Origin of the sequence: Mycobacterium sp. smrl_JER01 (assembly GCF_048513595.2) — a bacterium.
Lineage (GTDB): Bacteria > Actinomycetota > Actinomycetes > Mycobacteriales > Mycobacteriaceae > Mycobacterium.
Genome location: NZ_JBLXXK020000001.1, coordinates 182,648 through 200,824, shown reverse-complemented (window position 1 = coordinate 200,824; position 18,177 = coordinate 182,648). Strand labels below are relative to the sequence as shown.

The 18,177-nt window shown below is 67.7% G+C and carries 18 protein-coding genes and 1 pseudogene; 5 read left to right on the top strand and 14 right to left on the bottom strand.

Features of this window, described 5'->3' with window-relative positions; genetic code table 11:
• Window position 1 precedes the first annotated feature (1 nt).
• From ACNUDN_RS01010 to fadD5, 3 genes are all read right to left on the bottom strand, one after another.
• A complete protein-coding gene (locus tag ACNUDN_RS01010) occupies window positions 2–871 on the bottom strand; it encodes an MlaE family ABC transporter permease (RefSeq protein WP_419120211.1) in 870 nt (289 codons plus the stop codon).
• A gap of 1 nt (window position 872) precedes the next feature.
• On the bottom strand, window positions 873–1,589 hold the full coding sequence (locus ACNUDN_RS01005; protein ID WP_419124958.1) for an MlaE family ABC transporter permease: 717 nt from the start codon (window positions 1,587–1,589) through the stop codon (window positions 873–875).
• A gap of 300 nt (window positions 1,590–1,889) precedes the next feature.
• On the bottom strand, window positions 1,890–3,593 hold the full coding sequence (fadD5, locus tag ACNUDN_RS01000) for a fatty-acid--CoA ligase FadD5 (RefSeq protein ID WP_419120210.1): 1,704 nt from the start codon (window positions 3,591–3,593) through the stop codon (window positions 1,890–1,892).
• Window positions 3,594–3,736: 143 nt separating this feature from the next.
• Here fadD5 and ACNUDN_RS00995 point away from each other — a divergent pair, with 143 nt between their 5' ends.
• Window positions 3,737–4,426 carry a GntR family transcriptional regulator gene (locus tag ACNUDN_RS00995; protein WP_419120209.1) on the top strand — a complete coding sequence of 230 codons (690 nt, stop codon included), beginning with the start codon at window positions 3,737–3,739 and terminating at the stop codon, window positions 4,424–4,426.
• Between the two features lie 44 nt (window positions 4,427–4,470).
• Here ACNUDN_RS00995 and ACNUDN_RS00990 read toward each other — a convergent pair whose 3' ends face one another.
• The 3 genes from ACNUDN_RS00990 to ACNUDN_RS00980 are packed head-to-tail and all read right to left on the bottom strand — an operon-like array spanning window position 4,471 to window position 6,370.
• A complete protein-coding gene (locus ACNUDN_RS00990) occupies window positions 4,471–4,911 on the bottom strand; it encodes an SRPBCC family protein (protein WP_419120208.1) in 441 nt (146 codons plus the stop codon).
• A complete protein-coding gene (locus ACNUDN_RS00985) occupies window positions 4,895–5,662 on the bottom strand; it encodes a DUF72 domain-containing protein (protein ID WP_419120207.1) in 768 nt (255 codons plus the stop codon). The genes ACNUDN_RS00990 and ACNUDN_RS00985 overlap by 17 nt, the downstream gene beginning before the upstream one ends.
• Window positions 5,663–5,692: 30 nt before the next feature.
• Complete coding sequence (locus ACNUDN_RS00980; protein ID WP_419120206.1) at window positions 5,693–6,370, bottom strand: TetR/AcrR family transcriptional regulator; 678 nt, start codon at window positions 6,368–6,370, stop codon at window positions 5,693–5,695.
• A 149-nt stretch (window positions 6,371–6,519) separates the two neighbouring features.
• Between ACNUDN_RS00980 and ACNUDN_RS00975 the strand changes: the two are divergent.
• Window positions 6,520–6,630: pseudogene (locus ACNUDN_RS00975) on the top strand (CAP domain-containing protein); the annotation flags it as partial.
• On the opposite strand, the gene ACNUDN_RS00970 reads toward ACNUDN_RS00975, so the two are convergent.
• The 5 genes from ACNUDN_RS00970 to ACNUDN_RS00950 form a co-directional block, all read right to left on the bottom strand.
• Window positions 6,615–7,001, bottom strand: coding sequence for a hypothetical protein (locus tag ACNUDN_RS00970; RefSeq protein WP_419120205.1), 387 nt, complete (start codon window positions 6,999–7,001; stop codon window positions 6,615–6,617). The pseudogene ACNUDN_RS00975 and the gene ACNUDN_RS00970 sit on opposite strands and share 16 nt — an antisense overlap.
• A 93-nt stretch (window positions 7,002–7,094) precedes the next feature.
• Window positions 7,095–7,850: an ABC transporter ATP-binding protein gene (locus ACNUDN_RS00965; protein WP_419124957.1), complete on the bottom strand. Its 756-nt coding sequence runs from the start codon at window positions 7,848–7,850 to the stop codon at window positions 7,095–7,097.
• Window positions 7,775–7,960: a hypothetical protein gene (locus ACNUDN_RS00960; RefSeq protein WP_419125348.1), complete on the bottom strand. Its 186-nt coding sequence runs from the start codon at window positions 7,958–7,960 to the stop codon at window positions 7,775–7,777. The genes ACNUDN_RS00965 and ACNUDN_RS00960 overlap by 76 nt, the downstream gene beginning before the upstream one ends.
• The gene (locus ACNUDN_RS00955; RefSeq protein ID WP_419120204.1) at window positions 7,957–8,985 is read right to left on the bottom strand and encodes a taurine ABC transporter substrate-binding protein; all 1,029 of its coding nucleotides are present in this window, start codon (window positions 8,983–8,985) and stop codon (window positions 7,957–7,959) included. The genes ACNUDN_RS00960 and ACNUDN_RS00955 overlap by 4 nt, the downstream gene beginning before the upstream one ends.
• The gene (locus ACNUDN_RS00950) at window positions 8,982–9,884 is read right to left on the bottom strand and encodes an ABC transporter permease (protein WP_419120203.1); all 903 of its coding nucleotides are present in this window, start codon (window positions 9,882–9,884) and stop codon (window positions 8,982–8,984) included. Before ACNUDN_RS00950 ends, ACNUDN_RS00955 begins: the two co-directional genes overlap by 4 nt.
• A 304-nt stretch (window positions 9,885–10,188) precedes the next feature.
• Here ACNUDN_RS00950 and ACNUDN_RS00945 point away from each other — a divergent pair, with 304 nt between their 5' ends.
• Both ACNUDN_RS00945 and pntB read left to right on the top strand, forming a co-directional pair.
• Window positions 10,189–11,721 carry a Re/Si-specific NAD(P)(+) transhydrogenase subunit alpha gene (locus ACNUDN_RS00945; protein WP_419120202.1) on the top strand — a complete coding sequence of 511 codons (1,533 nt, stop codon included), beginning with the start codon at window positions 10,189–10,191 and terminating at the stop codon, window positions 11,719–11,721.
• 4 nt (window positions 11,722–11,725) lie between these two features.
• Window positions 11,726–13,165, top strand: a complete 1,440-nt coding sequence (pntB, locus tag ACNUDN_RS00940; RefSeq protein WP_419120201.1) for a Re/Si-specific NAD(P)(+) transhydrogenase subunit beta — start codon at window positions 11,726–11,728, stop codon at window positions 13,163–13,165.
• Window positions 13,166–13,393: 228 nt separating this feature from the next.
• On the opposite strand, the gene ACNUDN_RS00935 is transcribed toward pntB, so the two are convergent.
• The gene (locus tag ACNUDN_RS00935) at window positions 13,394–14,587 is read right to left on the bottom strand and encodes a sensor histidine kinase (RefSeq protein WP_419120200.1); all 1,194 of its coding nucleotides are present in this window, start codon (window positions 14,585–14,587) and stop codon (window positions 13,394–13,396) included.
• 1 nt (window position 14,588) lies between these two features.
• Window positions 14,589–15,230 carry a response regulator gene (locus ACNUDN_RS00930; protein WP_419120199.1) on the bottom strand — a complete coding sequence of 214 codons (642 nt, stop codon included), beginning with the start codon at window positions 15,228–15,230 and terminating at the stop codon, window positions 14,589–14,591.
• 389 nt (window positions 15,231–15,619) lie between these two features.
• On the opposite strand from ACNUDN_RS00930, the gene ACNUDN_RS00925 reads away from it, so the two are divergent.
• Entirely contained in the window at window positions 15,620–16,600 is a 981-nt protein-coding gene (locus ACNUDN_RS00925) for a helix-turn-helix domain-containing protein (protein WP_419120198.1), read from the top strand.
• 5 nt (window positions 16,601–16,605) lie between these two features.
• On the opposite strand, the gene ACNUDN_RS00920 is transcribed toward ACNUDN_RS00925, so the two are convergent.
• Window positions 16,606–18,153: an FAD-dependent oxidoreductase gene (locus ACNUDN_RS00920; RefSeq protein WP_431959169.1), complete on the bottom strand. Its 1,548-nt coding sequence runs from the start codon at window positions 18,151–18,153 to the stop codon at window positions 16,606–16,608.
• Window positions 18,154–18,177 lie beyond the last annotated feature (24 nt).

Below are 18,177 nucleotides of genomic sequence, written 5' to 3'. Positions count from 1 at the left end.
GTCAGACCGTCAGGTTGAAGTTCGGGTCGACGCCGTAGAGCGCCAACGAGGCGAGCAACACCACACACACGATCGCGACCAGTGACGCGCGCATCGACCGTCCCACCGCCTCGCCGACGCCGACCGGACCGCCGCTGGCGAAGAACCCGTAGTAGCAGTGGTTGAGCATCACGATGACCGAGATGATCACGGCCTGGATGAACGACCAGAACACGTCGTCGGGCCGCAGGAAGGTCCGGAAGTAGTGCTCGTAGGTTCCGATCGACTGTCCGTAGAACAACGTCGTGGTCACCTGCGCGGACAGGAACGACATGATGATCGCCATCGCGTACAGCGGGATGATGACGATGAAGCCGGCCATGATGCGGGTGGACACCAGGTAGGAGATCGACTTGATGCCCATCACCTCGAGCGCGTCGATCTCCTCGCTGATCCGCATGGCCCCGAGTTCGGCGGTGGCGCCGGCGCCGACGGTGGCCGCCAGCGCCTGCCCGGCGACCACCGGCGCGGCGATGCGCACGTTGATCAAGGCGGCGAAGAACCCGGTGAACGCCTCGACGCCGATGTTGCCCAGGGAGGCGAAGCCCTGAATGGCCACCAGGGACGAACCGGAGAGGGTGACGAAACCGACGATGGCCACGGTGCCGCCGATGACGGCCATGGCGCCGGTGCCCATGCCGATCTCGGCGATCAGCCGCAGCGTCTCCTTGCGGTAGAAGCGCAGCGCGTGGCCGATGGAGCCGATGGCGGTGACGACGAACCACGCCACATGGCCCATCGCGTCCAGGCCGCGGCCCGGGGCACCGGCCCACTTCTCGGCGGTGGCGACGCCCCGGGGGAACCGGGAGCGCAGGACGGCAACGGTCGACATGTCAGCTCCCCGTTCCGAATCGGACGCCGATGGTGGTCAGCACGACGTTGACGGCGAACAGCGCGATGACGCACAGGACCAGGGTCTCGTTGACCGCGGTGCCCACCCCCTTGGCGCCACCGGCGACGGTGAGGCCGCGGTAGCAGCCGACCAGGCCGGCGATCAACCCGAAGGTGCCGGCCTTGATGATCGAGATGATCACCTCGGGCAGGCCGGTGATCAGGGTCAGCGTCGAGACGTAGGCGCCCGCGGAGACGTTCTGCAGGTAGACGCCGAAGATGAAGCCGCCGACCAGGCCGACGGTGATGACCGCACCGTTGAGCAGGATGGCCACGAAGGTCGACGCGATGACGCGCGGCACCACAAGCCGGTGGATCGGGTCGATGCCGAGCACTTCGAGTGCGTCGATCTCCTCGCGGATGGTGCGCGCGCCGAGGTCCGCGCAGATCGCGGTGGATCCGGCTCCCGCCACCACGAGCACCGTCACCAGTGGCCCGAGCTGCGTCACGGCGCCGATCGCCGCGCCCGCGCCCGAGACGTCGGCCGCACCGAACTCGGCGAGCAGGATGTTGAGGGTGAAGATCAGCAGCACGGTCAGCGGGATCGAGACCGCGAGGGTGGGCAGGAAGGCCACCCGCATCAGGAACCAGCTCTGCAGGATGAACTCGCGCCACTGGAACGGCGGCCGCAGGGCTGCCCTGCCTACGAGCACGCACATCCGCACGAATCCGCCGACGGCTTCCAGGCCGGGCCTGACCTGATCGCGGACATAACCGCTCAGTTGAGACTTGTTCGTCACGGTCACCGGCAAGCTCCCGCGACCATTCCGCGGCTGGCGTAGCGCATCGGCAGCATCTGTCGCCCGCTCCCTTCCAGCCCCGACCCCATACGTGTGAGCACGGTCTCCCTACCGGTCAGTAGTAAGACAGACCACCGGACTGTACCCGATGGTGTGGGCCCTGCGTACCGCATCCGCGGTTTTGAGCACCCAACTGTTGGCAAATGTCGACCCCCGCCGCTAATCCCGTTGTCCCGCAGTAGAAACCGTTGTCGGAGTGGAACTTTCGCCCGCGTCAACAAATTTTGCGGCGCCGAAGCGCGCTCGCAGTTCCGTCTTGAGGACTTTGCCGGCGGGATTCCGCGGCAAGGCGTCGACGATCTTGATCGCCTTCGGATGCTTGTACCGCGCCAGCCGCTCGGTGAGGAACTGTTCCAGATCGGCCAGCGCCGCCTCGGCGCCGTGCACCGCGCTCAGCGAACTCCGGAGCACCGCCACAGCAACCGGAACTTCGCCCCACTTCGCATGCTCACGTCCGATCACGGCGACCTCGACGATGTCGGGGTGGGCGGCCAGGACGTTCTCGACTTCGGCACAGTAGATGTTCTCGCCGCCGGAGATGATCATGTCCTTTTTACGGTCGACCACCCAGATGTAACCTTCGTCGTCCTGCCGCACCAGGTCACCGGAATGGAACCAGCCACCCGCGAAAGCCTCCGCGGTGGCCTTGGGGTTGTTCCAATACCCCGCCATCAGGGTGGGCGCGCGATACACGATCTCCCCGACCTGACCGATCGGCACGTCGTTCATGTCCTCGTCGACGATCCGCGCGGACACGGTCGGGATGACCTTGCCCACCGAGCCGAGTTTGCGCAAGGCGTCGTCGCCCAGCAGCATGCAGGTGACCGGGGACATCTCCGTCTGACCGAATGCGGCCAGGATCTGCGCGCCCGGAAAGGTCTCCGACATCTGCCGCAACAGGGTGTCCGAGGCCGGCGCGGCGCCCCAGGACAACACCCGTAGCATCAGCCGGCGCGGGTTGGCCCGCTGTTCGGCGCACACGGCCTGCCACTGCGCGGGCACCAGGAATATGCCGGTGACCTTCTCGGCTTCCAGGACGTCGAGCAGTCCCCCGGGATCGAATGCGCCCAGCGGGTAGATGACCGTCGGCCGACCGAGCAGCAGCCCGAAGATGGTGTTGCCGATACCGGCGATGTGGAACAGCGGCACCCCGACGAAACCGATGTCGTTGTTGATGTCGGCGCCGTTGGTGAACAGGTGTGTCATCGCCTGGCCGGCGAGGTTGTTGTGGGTGAGCACCGCGCCCTTGGGGCGCCCGGTGGTGCCGGAGGTGTACATGATCAGCGCGGGTGAGTCGTCGAGAACGTCCACCTGCGGGCACTGCGACCCGGTGGCCAACAGACCCTCGTAGTCGAGCGCCGCGTCGCCGTCGGTGCCGTCGGCACGCTGATGGTCACCCCCGGCGACGATCACCGTGGCCAGCCTCGGATCGATGTCGCGTACCGCGGTGGCGACGTCGGCGAGCACGGCTTCGGTGATGATGACCGCGGCGTCGCAGTCGGCGACCAGGTAGGCGATCTCGGTCGGAGTCATCCGGAAGTTGACCGGCACCGCGATGGCGCCGATCTTGTTGATCGCCAGGCAGGACTCGATGAACTCCGGACGGTTCAGCATCAGGATCAGCACGCGGTCGCCGAAGGCCGCTCCCCGCTCGTGCAGCGCCCCGGCCAGCGCGTCCACCCGGCGGTCCAGCTCACGCCAGGTGGTGGTGTGTCCCAGAAATCGCACAGCGGTGTGGTCGGGCTGCATCAGTGCGTGGCGGGCCAGCTGGTTGGTCCAGTTCTGTCGGCGCGACAGGTAGGGCTGGTCGGTGGCTGGGCCGGGCCGGTCGATCAGGTCGGTCAGGTTGGTCAGGTCGGTCAACGTCTCCTGCTCCGGTCGATGGGTTGCGAATGGCTGATATTTGATCAAACATGTTGTTACCCCGGTCACACTATGGCCCCGGCGGCTAAGGGACAACCCTTCGGTTGATCCGCTGCCTGCAGAGCCGGAAAGGCAGCGACACGATGAATGCCCCTGCCGGAATGCCGACCACGGGCGCGGTGCGGCGGCGGGAGCAACTCTCGGACGAAGTCGCCGCCCGCCTACGGGCGGAGATCATGACCGGTGCGCTGCGTCCCGATTCGTTCATCCGGCTGGACGAGACCGCGGCGCGCCTCGGTGTCAGCATCACCCCGGTGCGGGAGGCGCTGCGCACGTTGCGCGGTGAGGGCATGGTCGATCTGGAGCCCCATCGCGGGCACCGGGTGGTGCCGTTGACGCGTGGCGACATCGAGGACATCTTCTGGCTGCAGTCCACGATCGCCAGGGAGTTGGCGGCCAGTGCGGCGCGCCGGATCACCGAGGAGCGGATCGACGAGCTGGACCGGTTGACCGACAAGCTGGCCGCCGCGGTCGCGCTGCGCGACACGGATCTGGTGGCGTGGACCGAGGGAGCGTTCCACCGCACCTTCCTCAAGGCCGCTGGCCGCGTGAAGCTGGCGTGGTTTCTGCTGCACGCCACCCGTTATCTGCCGCCGGAGCTGTTCGCCTCCGACGAGACATGGGGTCCGGTCGCCATCGCCAGTCACCGCGAGCTGATCGACGCGTTGCGCGCGCGGGACGTGGACCGGGTGGTCGCCTTGACCGAGGGTCAGTTCACCGACGGACTGCAGCGGTTGCTTTCCTGGCTGGACCGGGTCGGGCTCTGGAGCTGATCGGACTCCCCCACGCGGTTATGGCGCCGCGGCGGGATCCGCGGTTATGGCGACGCGAACTGTTCGGCGCGGGACTTCAGGTTCTCGGCCAGGTAGTCGAGCGTGTCGCCGACGACCTTCTTGACCAGCGTGTTCGGCACCGCCATCTTGACCTCCACGTCCAGGTCGACGGTCAACAGCGACGTCGGCCCCATGGACACCACCGAGAATCGCTGCTCCTGTTTGGAGAAATGGTCGCCCTGCTGCAGGACGGTGTAGATCTGGTTCTCACCCGGGTAGTAGACCGCGGTGATGAAGGTGCCGGCCTGGCCCTGCACCACCACGTCAAGACGTAGCTGGCTGGGTCGGCCGTCGTTGTACCGGGCCAGCACCCAGCACCCTTTGATCTCCTCGTTCCAGGTCGGGTAGCTCTCGAAGTCGGCGACGATCGCCATGATCGTCTCGGCCGCTGCCGAGACCTCAACTGTCTTACTCACCAACGGCATCGGCAGAGCATATCGACTGCGGGCCGTTGCTCAGCTGCGCCTTGAGATCCCGGGCATTACGGACGGCGTTACCGCCGAGATCGTTGTTGAAGTAGACGAACACGTCGCGGTCCTGGGCGGCCCACTCGGCAATGCGCTCGCTCCACCAGCGCAGATCGTCCACGCTGTATGAGCCGCCGTACAGGGCGTGCGGGTCCGGACCGTGCAGACGCACGTAGACCAGCGAGGCCGTGGCCTTCAGGACGCACGGCAACCCCGCGCCGCTCATCACCACGTAGGCCGCGTCGTGGTGAGCGAGCAGGTCATAGACGGTGGGGTGATCCCACGAGCTGTGCCGGAACTCGACGGCGACGGGAATGTCGGCGGGCATCGCACCGAGGAAATGGTCCAGGCGTGCGTCATCGCGTTCCAGCGCCGGGTGCAGTTGCACCAGCAGCGGGCCCGCGCGGTCGCCGAGGGCGCGCCAGCCACGTTCCAGCCGCTCGATCCACACCTCGGGCGACCGCAACCGGCGGGCATGCGTGAGACCCCGCGCGGCCTTCACCGCCATGACGAAGCCGGCCGGCAGCTCATCTCGCCACCGCTCGAACTGGGCGTCGGACGGCCACCGGTAGAAGCTGCCGTTGAGTTCGACGGTGTCGAACTCGGCCGCGTAGTGCTGCAGTCGCCGGCCGGCCGGTGTGCCCGGCGGGTAGAGCACACCGCGCCAGTGGTCGTAGGACCAGCCTGATGTCCCGATACGAACCGTCACCTGGTCCGGGTACCCGCGATGACCTCGCTGCTAGCCTGGTTCGTTGAGGACCCGGGCCGGCACCGCGGCGTCGACATCGACGCCCAGCGGTGAGGCGTCCCGGACCGTCTCATCCTTGATCAGCCCACGCAACAGCGCGGTACTGAATTCGACGGCGATCTCCTGCGCCGTGCGACGACCGTGGGGCCGTAGCCAGCGGTAGGAACCCAACGTCATGCCGATGTAGCCGAGCGCCAGCACGTGGGAGTCACAGTCGTAGAACTCGCCGCTGGCGATGCCCCGGTCGATCACGTCACGGACGTGTTCGTACACCTGGGTCTCTCGTGCCCGGATGTAGTCGACCTGTTCCTCGGTGAACCACTCGCTGATGTAGGGGCCCTCCTGGAAGTACACCGCCGCGCGTTCGATGTCGCTGGCGATGCCGACCAGCAGGCGTCGTGTGAAGTGATAGATGGTCTCGCGCGCGGATGCGGTCGGATCGTCATGCAGGGCGTCCACGGTGAAGTCGGCCGCGCCCTTGTAGATGTCGTAGAGGATGAGCGACTTGCTGGCGTAGTAGTGGTAGACGGTGGCCTTGTTCAGGCCGACGGCATCGGCGACATCGTCCATCCGCGTGCCGTGGTACCCCCGGGCGGCGAACAGCTTGGTGGCAACGGCCAGCAGCTCCTCGCGGCGGGACATCCCGTTGGTCGTGACGGATTCAGACATGGCGACTCACTATAGGCAGGCCGGACCGCTTCGCGGTCCACTAACTGGTTGGTTCAGTCTAGGTCGTTGCCGTGTTCAGATGAGGGCCGCCGGTCTAGACTCATGGGGTGCCGCCGTGGTGTGGCCCGATGCGACGGAGAGGTAGCGCGGTGGACCCGAATCCGGATTACGACGCAAGCGACGAGCTCGAGTACGGCATCAACTGGTTCGCGTGGATTCTGCGAGGAGTCTATCCGCCTCCCGCCTATCCCCCGGTCTGATCCACCTTCCGCGCCGATCGGCGCCCGTTGAACCACTCGCGACCGTGCTCGAGGAACACCTGCGCACGTCTGCCCATGACATCGAGCTCGGTCTTGCCGCGCGCGGAAGCGACCGACCACCGGTCGCGCAGTTCGTCGCGCCAGTCCCGGGCCGGGACGGGTTCGCAGTCCGGCGGCCACTGGATCGGCGGCTCCGCGGCGGCGACCGCCAGCGCCGCGCCCGGTCGGCTGTCCTCGCTGTAGCACTCTCCACACTTGCGGCACCGAACCTCGTACCGCATCCCGCTGGGCTCCGACTCGATGAAGACATAGTCGGCTACCGCGACGCATCGCGGACATCTGGCAAGACCGCGTTCGACCACCCTGCTCACGTCGCTATCGTGCGGCCCCCGACACCTGCCACGCACTGGTAATTCGATGTCGATGCGCGATCGGTGCCGTTTCGAGACACGCGCTGCGGGCGCTCAGGCGGCCGCTGCGCGCACTGCCCGGCCCACTTCGGCCCGCAACTGCCCGTACTCCGGCGAGCGCCTCAACTCGTCGGGATCCACCCCGGTGCGCGGCAGGTCGACCGGGATGTCCAGGGCCACCTGGCCGGGTCTGCGGGTCAGTACCACGATGCGGGAACCCAGGAACGCCGCCTCGTCGGCACTGTGGGTGACGAACACCGTCGTCCGCCCCGACTCGGCACTGACCTGACGCACATCCTCCTGTAGCCGCTCCCGCGTCAACGCGTCCAGCGCGGCGAACGGCTCGTCGAGCAGGAACAGCGGGTTCTCGGCCGCCAGGGCGCGCGCGATCGCCACCCGCTGCTGCTGACCGCCGCTGATCTCCCAGATCCGCCGACCGGCAGTGCCCGCCAGGCCCACTCGGTTCAGCAGTTCATCTCGACGCTCAATCCGCTTGTCCCGCGGCACCTTCGCGTACTTGAGCGCCAGGTCGACGTTGCCGCCGACGGTGCGCCACGGGAACAGCCGCGGCTGCTGGAACACCACGCCCGCAGTCACCCCGGGTGTCGGGGGTCCGCCGGCCACCTGCACCGAACCCTGGCTGGGCTGCTCGAACCCGGCCAGCAGCCGCAGCAACGTGCTCTTCCCGCAACCGGAGGCACCCACGAGCACCAGGAAAGACCCAGGCTCTACGGTCAGGTCGACCGGGCCCAGTGCGGTGACACCGGCCCGACCGCTGCCGTACCGGTGCGAGACGGAGTTGATGTGGATGGCGGGCTCGTCACCGCGGCGAGCCGCGAGATCAGCACCGCGGCGAGCCGCGAGATCAGCACCGCGGCGAGCCGCGAGATCAGCACCGCGGCGAGCCGCGAGGTGCTCACTGGGCGAGGACACCGGGCAGGCCCTGGGTGTAGATGGCGTCCTGGAAGGTCTGCAGCGGTGCCGCGGCGGGTATCTGATTCTGGTCGGCGAGGAACTGCGACGCGCTCTCCAGGTTCACCGCGATGTTCCCCGGATTACCCTCGGATCCAAGCCATTCCGGGGAGGCCACCTGCTCTGGCGTGAGGTAGACACCCTGCTTGAGCTGACCTGTGACCTCATCCGGGGACAGGCCGATCTGGGCGCCGATGGCGGTTGCGGCCGCGGTTGGGTCGTCGTGGATCAGCTTGAGCGCGCGGGCTTGTTGTTGACGCCAGATGTCCACGACTTCGGGATGCTGCGAGGCGAATTCGTCGGATACCGCGCCCAGGTCCAGCGTCGGCTTGCCGTCCGTGGCGAGCTGACGACTGGTGATCAGGTCCCTGCCGGTGGCCCTCAGCTGGTCCAGCGTCGGCAGCCAGGTGTAGGCGCCGTCGATGTCGCCGCGCTCCCACGCCGCCAGAATGGCCTGCGGCTGCAGGTCGACTAACTGAACATCGTTGGGCGACAGACCATTCTGGTTGAGCGCCGCCAACAGGCTGTAATGCGCGGTGGAAGCGAAGGGGGTGCCGATGCGCTTGCCCCTGAGGTCGGCGATCGTGGTGACACCTGAGCCGTTGCGTACCACCAGCGCCTCGTTGTCCCCAGCGACGTCGAGGACGAACGCCACCTTGTAAGGAATGTTCAACGGCGCGGAGAGTCCGCGCGCGACCGGGCTGGAACCCAGCGCGCCGAAATCGAGTTCCTTGGCGATGAACGCGGTGTTGACGTCAGCGCCCGAATCGAACTTCGTCCACTTGATGTTGTAGTCGGGCAACGCTTCTTCGAGCCACTTGTTGTTCTTGACGATCAGGTCGCCGCTCGGGAACGTCTGGTAGCCGATCCGGATCGTCGGCCGGTCGGCCTGCTGTCCTTCGCTGCCGACCGCGCAGCCCGCGAGCGCCAGGATGGCGGTGACGAGCCCGAGCACCAAAGACTTCCGCTTCATATTTTTCCTCTCCAGGGGACACTGCGCCGTTCGGCGGTGCGCAGCAGACCGTCGATGACCAGACCCGAGAATCCGATCGCGAAGATCCCGACCAGCACCACGGGGGTGTTGTTGTAATTGCTGGCGTCCTTGACCAGACCGCCCACGCCCGGGATTCCGTTGAACAGCTCGGCGGCCACGACCGACGAGTAGGCCATGCCGACCGCGAGCCGGATCCCGGTGAACGTCTCGGGCAGTGCCGACGGAATCACCACGTCACGGATGACCTCGCGGCGCGAGGCGCCCAAAGCCCTTGCCGCTTCCTGCAATCCGACCGGCGCCGCCACCACCGCAGCGGTGGTGGCGACCGCGGCCGGCGGCAACGCGGCGAGCGCCAGCAGCGTGATCTTCGGTGCCTCGTCGATGCCCAGCCAGATCACCAACAGAAAGAAGTAGGCCAGCGGGGGCAGTGCCCGCAGGAAGGTCAGCCACGGTTCGAGCACGCTGCGCACCCAGCCGACCGATCCCATGACCAATCCGAGCAGCACTCCCACCGCCACACCGATCAGCACACCGGCGAGAACACGGCGCAGTGTCATGTAGAGGTGTTCCCACAGCAGATATCCCGCGTACCCGCGGACCCCGTCGCGGGTGGTCGACACGTCGATGAAGGCCTGCCACACGGTGGCGGGATAGGGCACGAAGATCTGGTTCCAGATGCCGCTGGCCGCCGCGAGCTGCCACACGATGCCGAATACCAGGACAGACAGCAGCGGCAGCGCGATGCGGGTCAGACCGGCACGCCCTGGTCGACGGGGGCGCGCACCGTCGCCGGACCGCGACGCCGCAGCGTCGTCTTGGGCACCGCCGGGGACACCGTCTGGGGCATCGTCTGGGGCGATGTCGACGAAAACGGACACCGGCAGACACTGACGGATGCGTCGGTTTCGGGGAAGAGCTGCGCTCACGACGAGCGAAAGTCGGCCGCCGGGCCCGCGTTGACAACCGTCAAACCGCCGCGCGGGCGGCGGCCTCGACCGTTACAGCGTCCCGCGGGTCCGTCACGTGCCTGCGGCCCCGTCCCGACATCGTGCACAGCCGTCGCAGGCGAACTTCTACACTGACCTTTTCCACCTGTCCAATGTCGGCCAGCGGTGGGGCGCCTGACCTGGACAGGGGCGCCTCGCCGCACCCGTACGCGAAGCCAAGATCGGATCGACATCGATGATCATCGGGATACCGAGAGAGTCTCAGCCTGGAGAGACGCGCGTCGCTGCCACCCCGCAGACGGTAGGTCAGCTCATCAAGCTCGGCTACCAGGTAGTGGTCGAGTCCGGGGCCGGGGCCGCGGCCAGCTTCTCCGACACGGCCTTCACCGAGGCCGGCGCCGCCGTCGAGCCGGCCGATCAGGTGTGGTCGGCCGACGTGGTGCTCAAGGTGAACGCACCGACCGAGCCGGAGATCGCGCGGCTGCGTGACGGGGCGACGCTGGTCGGCCTGATCTCGCCGGCATTGAAGCCCGAGCTGGTCGAGCACCTGGGCACCAGGCCGATCACGGTGCTGGCAATGGACGCGGTGCCGCGCATCTCGCGCGCGCAGTCGCTGGACGTGCTGTCCTCGATGGCCAACATCGCCGGCTACCGTGCCGTCGTCGAGGCCGCGCACCGATTCGGCCGGTTCTTCACCGGGCAGGTCACCGCCGCGGGCAAGGTGCCCCCGGCCAAGGTGCTCGTCGTCGGCGCGGGTGTCGCCGGCCTGGCGGCGATCGGCGCCGCGGGCAGCCTCGGGGCGATCGTGCGTGCCACCGACCCACGGCCCGAGGTCGCCGACCAGGTCGCCTCCCTGGGCGGGGAGTACCTGGCCGTGGATCCCGCCGCGGCCGAGGTGTCGGCAACCGGCTACGCCAAGGAGATGGGCGAGGACTACAAGGTCCGCGAGGCGGCGCTGTACGCCGAACAGTGCAAGGACGTCGACATCATCATCACGACCGCGCTGATCCCCGGTAGGCCGGCGCCGCGCATCATCACCGCCGAGATGGTGGCGTCGATGAAGGCAGGCAGCGTCATCGTCGACATGGCCGCAGCCAACGGCGGCAATGTCGAGGGCACCGTCAAGGACCAGGCCGTCGTCACCGACAACGGTGTGACCATCATCGGCTACACCGACCTGGCCGGCCGGCTGCCCGCGCAGGCCTCACAGCTCTACGGCACCAACCTGGTGAACCTGCTCAAACTGCTGACCCCGGAGAAGGACGGGCAGCTCACCTTGGACTTCGACGACGTGGTGCAGCGGTCGGTGACCGTGGTCCGCGACGGGGAGATCACCTGGCCGCCACCACCCGTGCAGGTGTCGGCGGCGCCCGCCGCGACGGCGGCGGCGCCGGTCGAGCAGAAGCCGCCGAAGCAGCCCATGACGATGCGCCGCCGCCTGGGGGTCACGTTCGCGGTGGCCGCGGCACTGTTCGCGTTGATCGCGATGTCCCCCGCCGCGCTGCAGGTGCATCTGACGGTGTTCGCTTTGGCGATCGTCATCGGCTACTACGTGATCGGCAATGTGCACCACGCATTGCACACGCCACTGATGTCGGTGACGAACGCGATCTCGGGGATCATCGTCGTCGGCGCGCTGCTGCAGATCGGGCACGGCAACGCCGTCATCACCGCTCTGGCATTCGGGGCGATCCTGGTCGCCAGTATCAACATCTTCGGTGGCTTCGCGGTGACCCGCCGCATGCTGGCGATGTTCTCGAGGAGCTGAAACCATGTTCACCCTGGAAACCGCCGCCACCGCGGCCTACGTCGTCGCGGCCTTGCTGTTCATCCTGGCCCTGGCCGGACTGTCCAAGCACGAAACCGCCAGAGCGGGCATCAGTTTCGGGATCGTCGGGATGGCGGTGGCGTTGACCGCGACCATCGCCCTGGCGATCGCCCGTCATATCGAACCCTTGGGTCTGGCACTGTTGGTCGTCGCGATGGCCATCGGTGCCGCGATCGGGCTGTGGCGCGCCAAGCTGGTCGAGATGACCGGGATGCCGGAGTTGATCGCGCTGTTGCACTCCTTCGTCGGCCTGGCCGCCGTCGTGGTGGGCTGGAACGGTTACCTGCACGTCGAGGCCGATCCCGGTGGCGCCGAGGCTCTTCACCTCGCCGGCGAGGGGATGCTCGGCATCCACTCGGGCGAGGTGGTGATCGGCGTCTTCATCGGCGCGGTGACGTTCACCGGGTCGATCGTGGCCAACCTCAAGCTGTCGGCCCGGATGAAGTCCGCGCCGATGATGCTGCCGGGCAAGAACATTCTCAATGTGGGCGCCCTGCTGGTGTTCTTCGCACTCACGGTGTGGTTCGTCATCGATCCGCAGCTGTGGGTGCTCATCGTGGTGACGGTGCTGGCGCTGCTGCTGGGCTGGCATTTGGTGGCCTCGATCGGCGGCGGCGACATGCCGGTCGTGGTCTCGATGCTCAACAGCTACTCGGGATGGGCCGCCGCCGCGGCCGGCTTCCTGCTGGGTAACGACCTGCTGATCGTCACCGGTGCACTGGTGGGCTCCTCGGGTGCCTACCTGTCCTACATCATGTGCAAGGCGATGAACCGTTCCTTCATCTCGGTGATCGCCGGCGGTTTCGGGATCGAGGCCGGTCCCGCCGACGACAAGGACTACGGCGAGCACCGCGAGATCACCGCCGAGGGCGCCGCCGAGCTGCTGGCGAACGCCACCTCGGTGATCATCACCCCCGGCTACGGGATGGCGGTCGCGCAGGCCCAGTACGGTGTGGCCGACCTGACCCGCAAGCTGCGTGAGCGCGGCGTCGACGTCCGGTTCGGTATCCACCCGGTCGCGGGCCGCCTGCCCGGCCACATGAACGTGCTGCTGGCCGAGGCCAAGGTGCCCTACGACATCGTGCTCGAGATGGACGAGATCAACGACGACTTCGACGGCACCTCCGTGGTACTGGTCATCGGCGCCAACGACACCGTCAACCCGGCGGCGTCGGAGGATCCGGGCAGCCCGATCGCCGGCATGCCGGTGCTGACGGTCTGGAACGCCGACAACGTCATCGTCTTCAAACGGTCCATGGCCTCGGGTTACGCCGGTGTGCAGAATCCGTTGTTCTTCCGGGAGAACACCCAGATGCTGTTCGGCGACGCCAAGGACCGGGTGGATGCGATCAATGCTGCGCTGACGGTCGCCGAGACCGTCTAGCTGCGGCTGGGGCCACCGAGAACATCCGGCGTCGCTGAGGCCGACCGAAAACGGCCGGCGTCGCAACCCCACCTGTGGCACCGATCCACCTTTTGCAGACGGTTACTCGCACTTTCCCTGCAAAAAGCGGATTCCTTAATGACTCGACCCACCGCCCGGGTCGGGATCTGCCACCGGGACCTGTCCGCCCAGTCTTGCGGTCCCATCTCGGGGGTGAGGGTGACTGGCTCACGCCTGCCCGGGTTCGGGCGGTGAGCTCACCGTCACCGCCGTGCCCGCCCCTGGGGCCGAGGTGATGCGCATGGATCCGCCCATCGCCTCGAATCGTGCCAGCAGCGAACCGAGGCCGATATGCCCGTGCTCCAACGACTTTCCGACGGTGTCGGGATCGAACCCGTCGCCGTCGTCGGCGACGGTCAGCACGACGCGGTCTCGCTGCCGGTGCAGATCGACGCGCACCGTCTTCGCCCCGGCATGCTTGCCCACATTGTTGAGCAACTCACGGACGGCCCGGTACAGCAGGGCCTGCGACTGCGGTTTGCCCACCTCACCCAGGTCGGCCACGACGTCGACGTCGTAGCGGTTCTGGAACTGCCGCAACAACTCTCGAACGGCGGCGGTCAGCCCCAGCTGGGCCAACACCTGGGGATGCAGCTCGGTGACCGTCGAGCGCAGCCCGGTCGCGGTCTCCTGCAGCGCCGAGTAGACGGCGTCCAGGGCCGGGTCGGGGTGACGCTCCCTGGCCTCGTCGAGTTCCAGCCTCGCGGCCAGCAGGGTCTGCAGCGGACCGTCGTGCAGGTGTTCGGCGACCTCGCGGCTGTGCCGCTCATCGGATTGCATGGCTTCCGAAACCAGCTGCCGCCGCACCTCTTGCAGCGCGAGGAGCCGCGCTGCCCGACGGGCGAGCACCAAGCTCAACGCTGTCGTCGCCACGGCCATCCACACCAGGAACCCGAAGTGGGTGTAGACCATGTTCGGCAGTCCGACGGTGTCGTCGCGTTTGGAGTAGAAGATCCACACGGTGAGGTAGCCCAACGCGGTGACGGCGCCGATGACGGCGGTCAACGCGGGTCGGTCATGGAATGCGACCGAAATCGGCAGCAGGAAAAACACCGGCAACAGGGCCGCGGTGGCCCCGCCGGAGACGAGGCACAACATGATGATGACCACGACGTCGACCGCCGTCGACGTCCAGTCGGCCCACCGCGGCACAGGTCCCCGCAGGACCGCGATCAGCCAGCCCGCCGCGACTACCGCGTAGCCGCCGAGGATGGCGGCGTACAACCCGGGCAGCCAGTGGTCGACCTCCCAGATCCACACCAACACACCGATCAACGCGATCAGCGGCAACCGCAGCACCGCCGACACCCGCACCGGGTCGGTGGCCAGGTGGTCGCGCCACGAGATCAACGGATCGGTCACGTCAGTCCAGGAGTTTGCGTCGCATCGCCTCGGCGACGGCAGCGCCCCGGTCGCTGACGCCGAGTTTCTCGTAGAGACGTTGCACGTGCGTCTTGACCGTCGACGGGGCCAGGAACAGCTGCTTGGCCATCGCCGGGATGCTGCTGCCCGCGGCGATCAGCGCGAGCACCTCGCGCTCGCGTGGGCTCAAGACCGGCCCGTCGGGCTCCGCCCGCCGGCGGATCTCCCCGGCCAGCCCGGCCGCCAGACCCGGCGCGAGGACGTCGCGCCCCTTCGCACAGTCCAGCACCGCATTGACCAATTCGTTGCGCGTGGACTCCTTGGGCAGGAATCCGGCCGCCCCGTCCTGCAGCGCGCGGTAGACGATCGCAGCCTCGTCATGCGCGGAGATCAACAGGACGCGGGTGGCCAACCGGTCGCGCAGCACGGCGGCGGCGACCTGTGCGCCGTCCATCCCGGGCATGCGGTAGTCGAGCAACGCCACCTGCGGGCGGTGTTCCCGGATCGCGTCGAGCGCGGCCATACCGTCGTCGGCTTCGGCCACCACATCGATCGATCCGCTCGACTGCAGGGCCCGCACCACACCGTCGCGGAACATCGGGTGGTCATCCCCGACCACCACGCGCACCTTCTCAACGGTCATCGGTCGCAGGTCATCGTTCGCAGGTCATCGTTCGCAGGTCATCGTTCGCAGGTCATCGCCGCACCACGGCATCAGCTTTGCACAGCACGGGCGTGCCGCCCCCGCGATTGCCGATCGATGCGACTGCCGGCGTGTGCGGCCCCTTCGGGTCCCTCCGGCGATCGCGATGAGCGTGGTGCCCGATTCCACTTCCATTCACGTTCGCATTCGCGTTCGTTCGGACCGACATATTCACGGCAATACCGCATTGCGCGAAGCGGACAGGCGCTCTTCGCTATACGTATATTGTGTACGCGTTGCCCGCTAATTCGCGCGTCGCACGGTAAGGTGGAGTCACCTGGGGCGAAGCCATAGCCCCGTTCGACCGCCGCCAAGAGCGGGGCAGCAGCATGCAGACACCGACAACGCCCTTCCCACCGCGTGACGATCTTCTCTTCGAGAGCCAGGACCTGGCAGCCACCGAGGACTTTCTGGTCCGCGCCTACACCAAGATGTCCATCAGTGCCGGAATCGGCGAACGAGCCTCCACCCGCGTCGACCGGCGCTGGCTCGGGCCGATCAGCTACGACGAACTCACACTCGACTTCCACATGACCTACGACGCGGCCCCGCTGGGCCGGGTCTGTCTGTGCAGGGTGCACGACGGACACATCGAAGAGGACTTCATCGGCGAACCGGCGGACGTGTTCGCCCCAGGGGACGTCACCTTGTTGACGCCGCCGGAACTCCCGTATTCGGGGCGGGTGTGCGAAGCCAGCTACGACCTGACCATGTTCGATGCCCGGTTGCTGGACAAGGTCGCTGCCCCTGAGCGGAGCCGCAAGGACGGGCCGGTGCGGTTGCTGGGCCATCGCCCGGTGTCGCCGCAGGCCGGGCAACAACTCAACGCAGCGATCGAGTACGTCCGGACCGTGGTGCACTCTGACGGAGCGGCACCCACGCGGCTGGTCGCCTCCACCACCGCCTCCATGCTGGCCGCCACCGTGCTCTCGACGTTACCGACCAACGCGGCGACCGAACCCACCGCCGTCGACCGCGCCGACGCCTCGCCGCCGTTGCTCCGTCGTGCCCGCGCCTACATCGAAAGCAACGCCGACGAGGACATCGCGCTCACCGACATCGCGGAGAGCATTCATGTCACCCCACGCGCGCTGCAGTACATGTTCCGTAGGCATTTGGACACGACCCCGACGGAATACCTGCGACGAGTTCGTCTGGACCACGCCCACCGTGAACTGATCGACGCCGACGCCGATCACACGACTGTCCAGATCATCGCGGCCCGTTGGGGTTTCGCCCACACCGGCAGGTTCGCCGCGATGTACCGAGATGCCTACGGCCGCAATCCCTCCGAGACACTACGGACCTGAGCCGGTCAGCACCCGGCCAGTCCGCGGGTGGCCGGTCCCTCCAGTAGGGCACCGTCCGGGCCGAACCGGGACCCGTGCAGCGGGCACTCCCAGGCGCGGTCGGAGTCGTTCCACGAGACGATCCCACCCAGGTGTGGACAGATGGGCGAAACCGTGCGCTGCACGCCGTCGACGACGCTGGTCGCCCGCAGGCGCCAGGGCGGACCGTTCACCACACCTTCCCCGTCGGCCGGAGTTCTGGTCGACGTCGTCAGCGGCGCGAGCCAGCCGTTGGCAAGGTGCAGACCGACTTTCAGGTTGGCCTGCAGCGCGGTGGAAAGGCCGCGCAGTTCGTGCGACCGCCAACTGGCGAAGGCCTGCGCCCAGTCCATCCGGCCACCCAGGATGCGGGCCGACAGGGCCAAGGCCGCAGCGACACCGTTGGACATCCCCCACTTGTCGAAACCTGTTGCCACAAGCACGCTCTCGTGCCTCGGCAGCAGCGGTCCGACAAAGGGCACCTCGTCGTCGGGATGGTAGTCCTGCGCGGACCAGTAATGGGTCTGCACCGCTCCCGGGTAATGCAGCACGGCCCAGCGGGCGAGTTCGTCGACCCCGGCGCTGGGGTTGTCGGCTCTGCCGACCGAGTGGCCCGCGCCGCCGACGACCAGCTTGTTGCCCTCAGGTGTCGGCGCATACCGCACCGATCGGGTGGGGTTGTCCACCGCGAGGTACATCGCGGTGGTGATCCCGCCGGGCACGTCGAACGCCAGGCAGTAGGACCGTTTCGCCTCGACGCGCGCGAAGAACATCCCCCGGTCCAGGATCGGGGTCCCCGTCGCCAGCACGCAGTGCCGGGCGGTGACCGCGAACTGCTCGTCGCGGGTGTCCTGCGCGGTCTCGGTCAGCCGCAGCCGGACCCGGACCGGATCGGTTCCGGTGACGGTGGTGGCGCGGACACCCTGCAGCAGGGTTCCGCCGTGGGTCTCGAGTTCGGCGACCAGGCTGCTCAGGAACGGCATCGGGTCGATCTGGGCCTGGTCGCGCACCCGCACCCCACCGCGGAACGGGAATGGGACATCGGCCTCGTCCACCCACTGCGCGTCGATGCGCGCGGCCCGGCAGGCCGCGAGAATGTCTCTGGCCGTGCCGATCCCGGGTTCCGCTTGGGCGTAGGCGTGGTCGTCTTCGCGTTGCAGGCTCAGACCGTGGTTCTCGCAGTGCCGGATCAACCAGTCTCGGCCCTCGGCGTTGCCTGTCACGTAGGCGTTGAGGACGTCGGGGCCGTGTTTGGCACGGATCCGCGCCAACTTGGAGCCCTGGAGCACGGTGACCTTGCCGGTGGTGTTGCCGGTGGCCGCCGCGCCGACCCGGCGCGCTTCGACCACCACCACCTTCTTGCCGGCCCTGGCCAACAGGACGGCGGTGGTCAGACCGGTGATCCCGGCCCCGACGACCACCACGTCGGCGTCGCGCGCCTGCGCCACCTGCTCGGGGCTTGAAGCGGTTTCGATGCGATTGTCGGTCCACAGCGAGGACATGGCGCGCGGTTTACCCGGTACCGGTGTGCTCAAACGCTGGCCCGTCCCGCCGGCGAG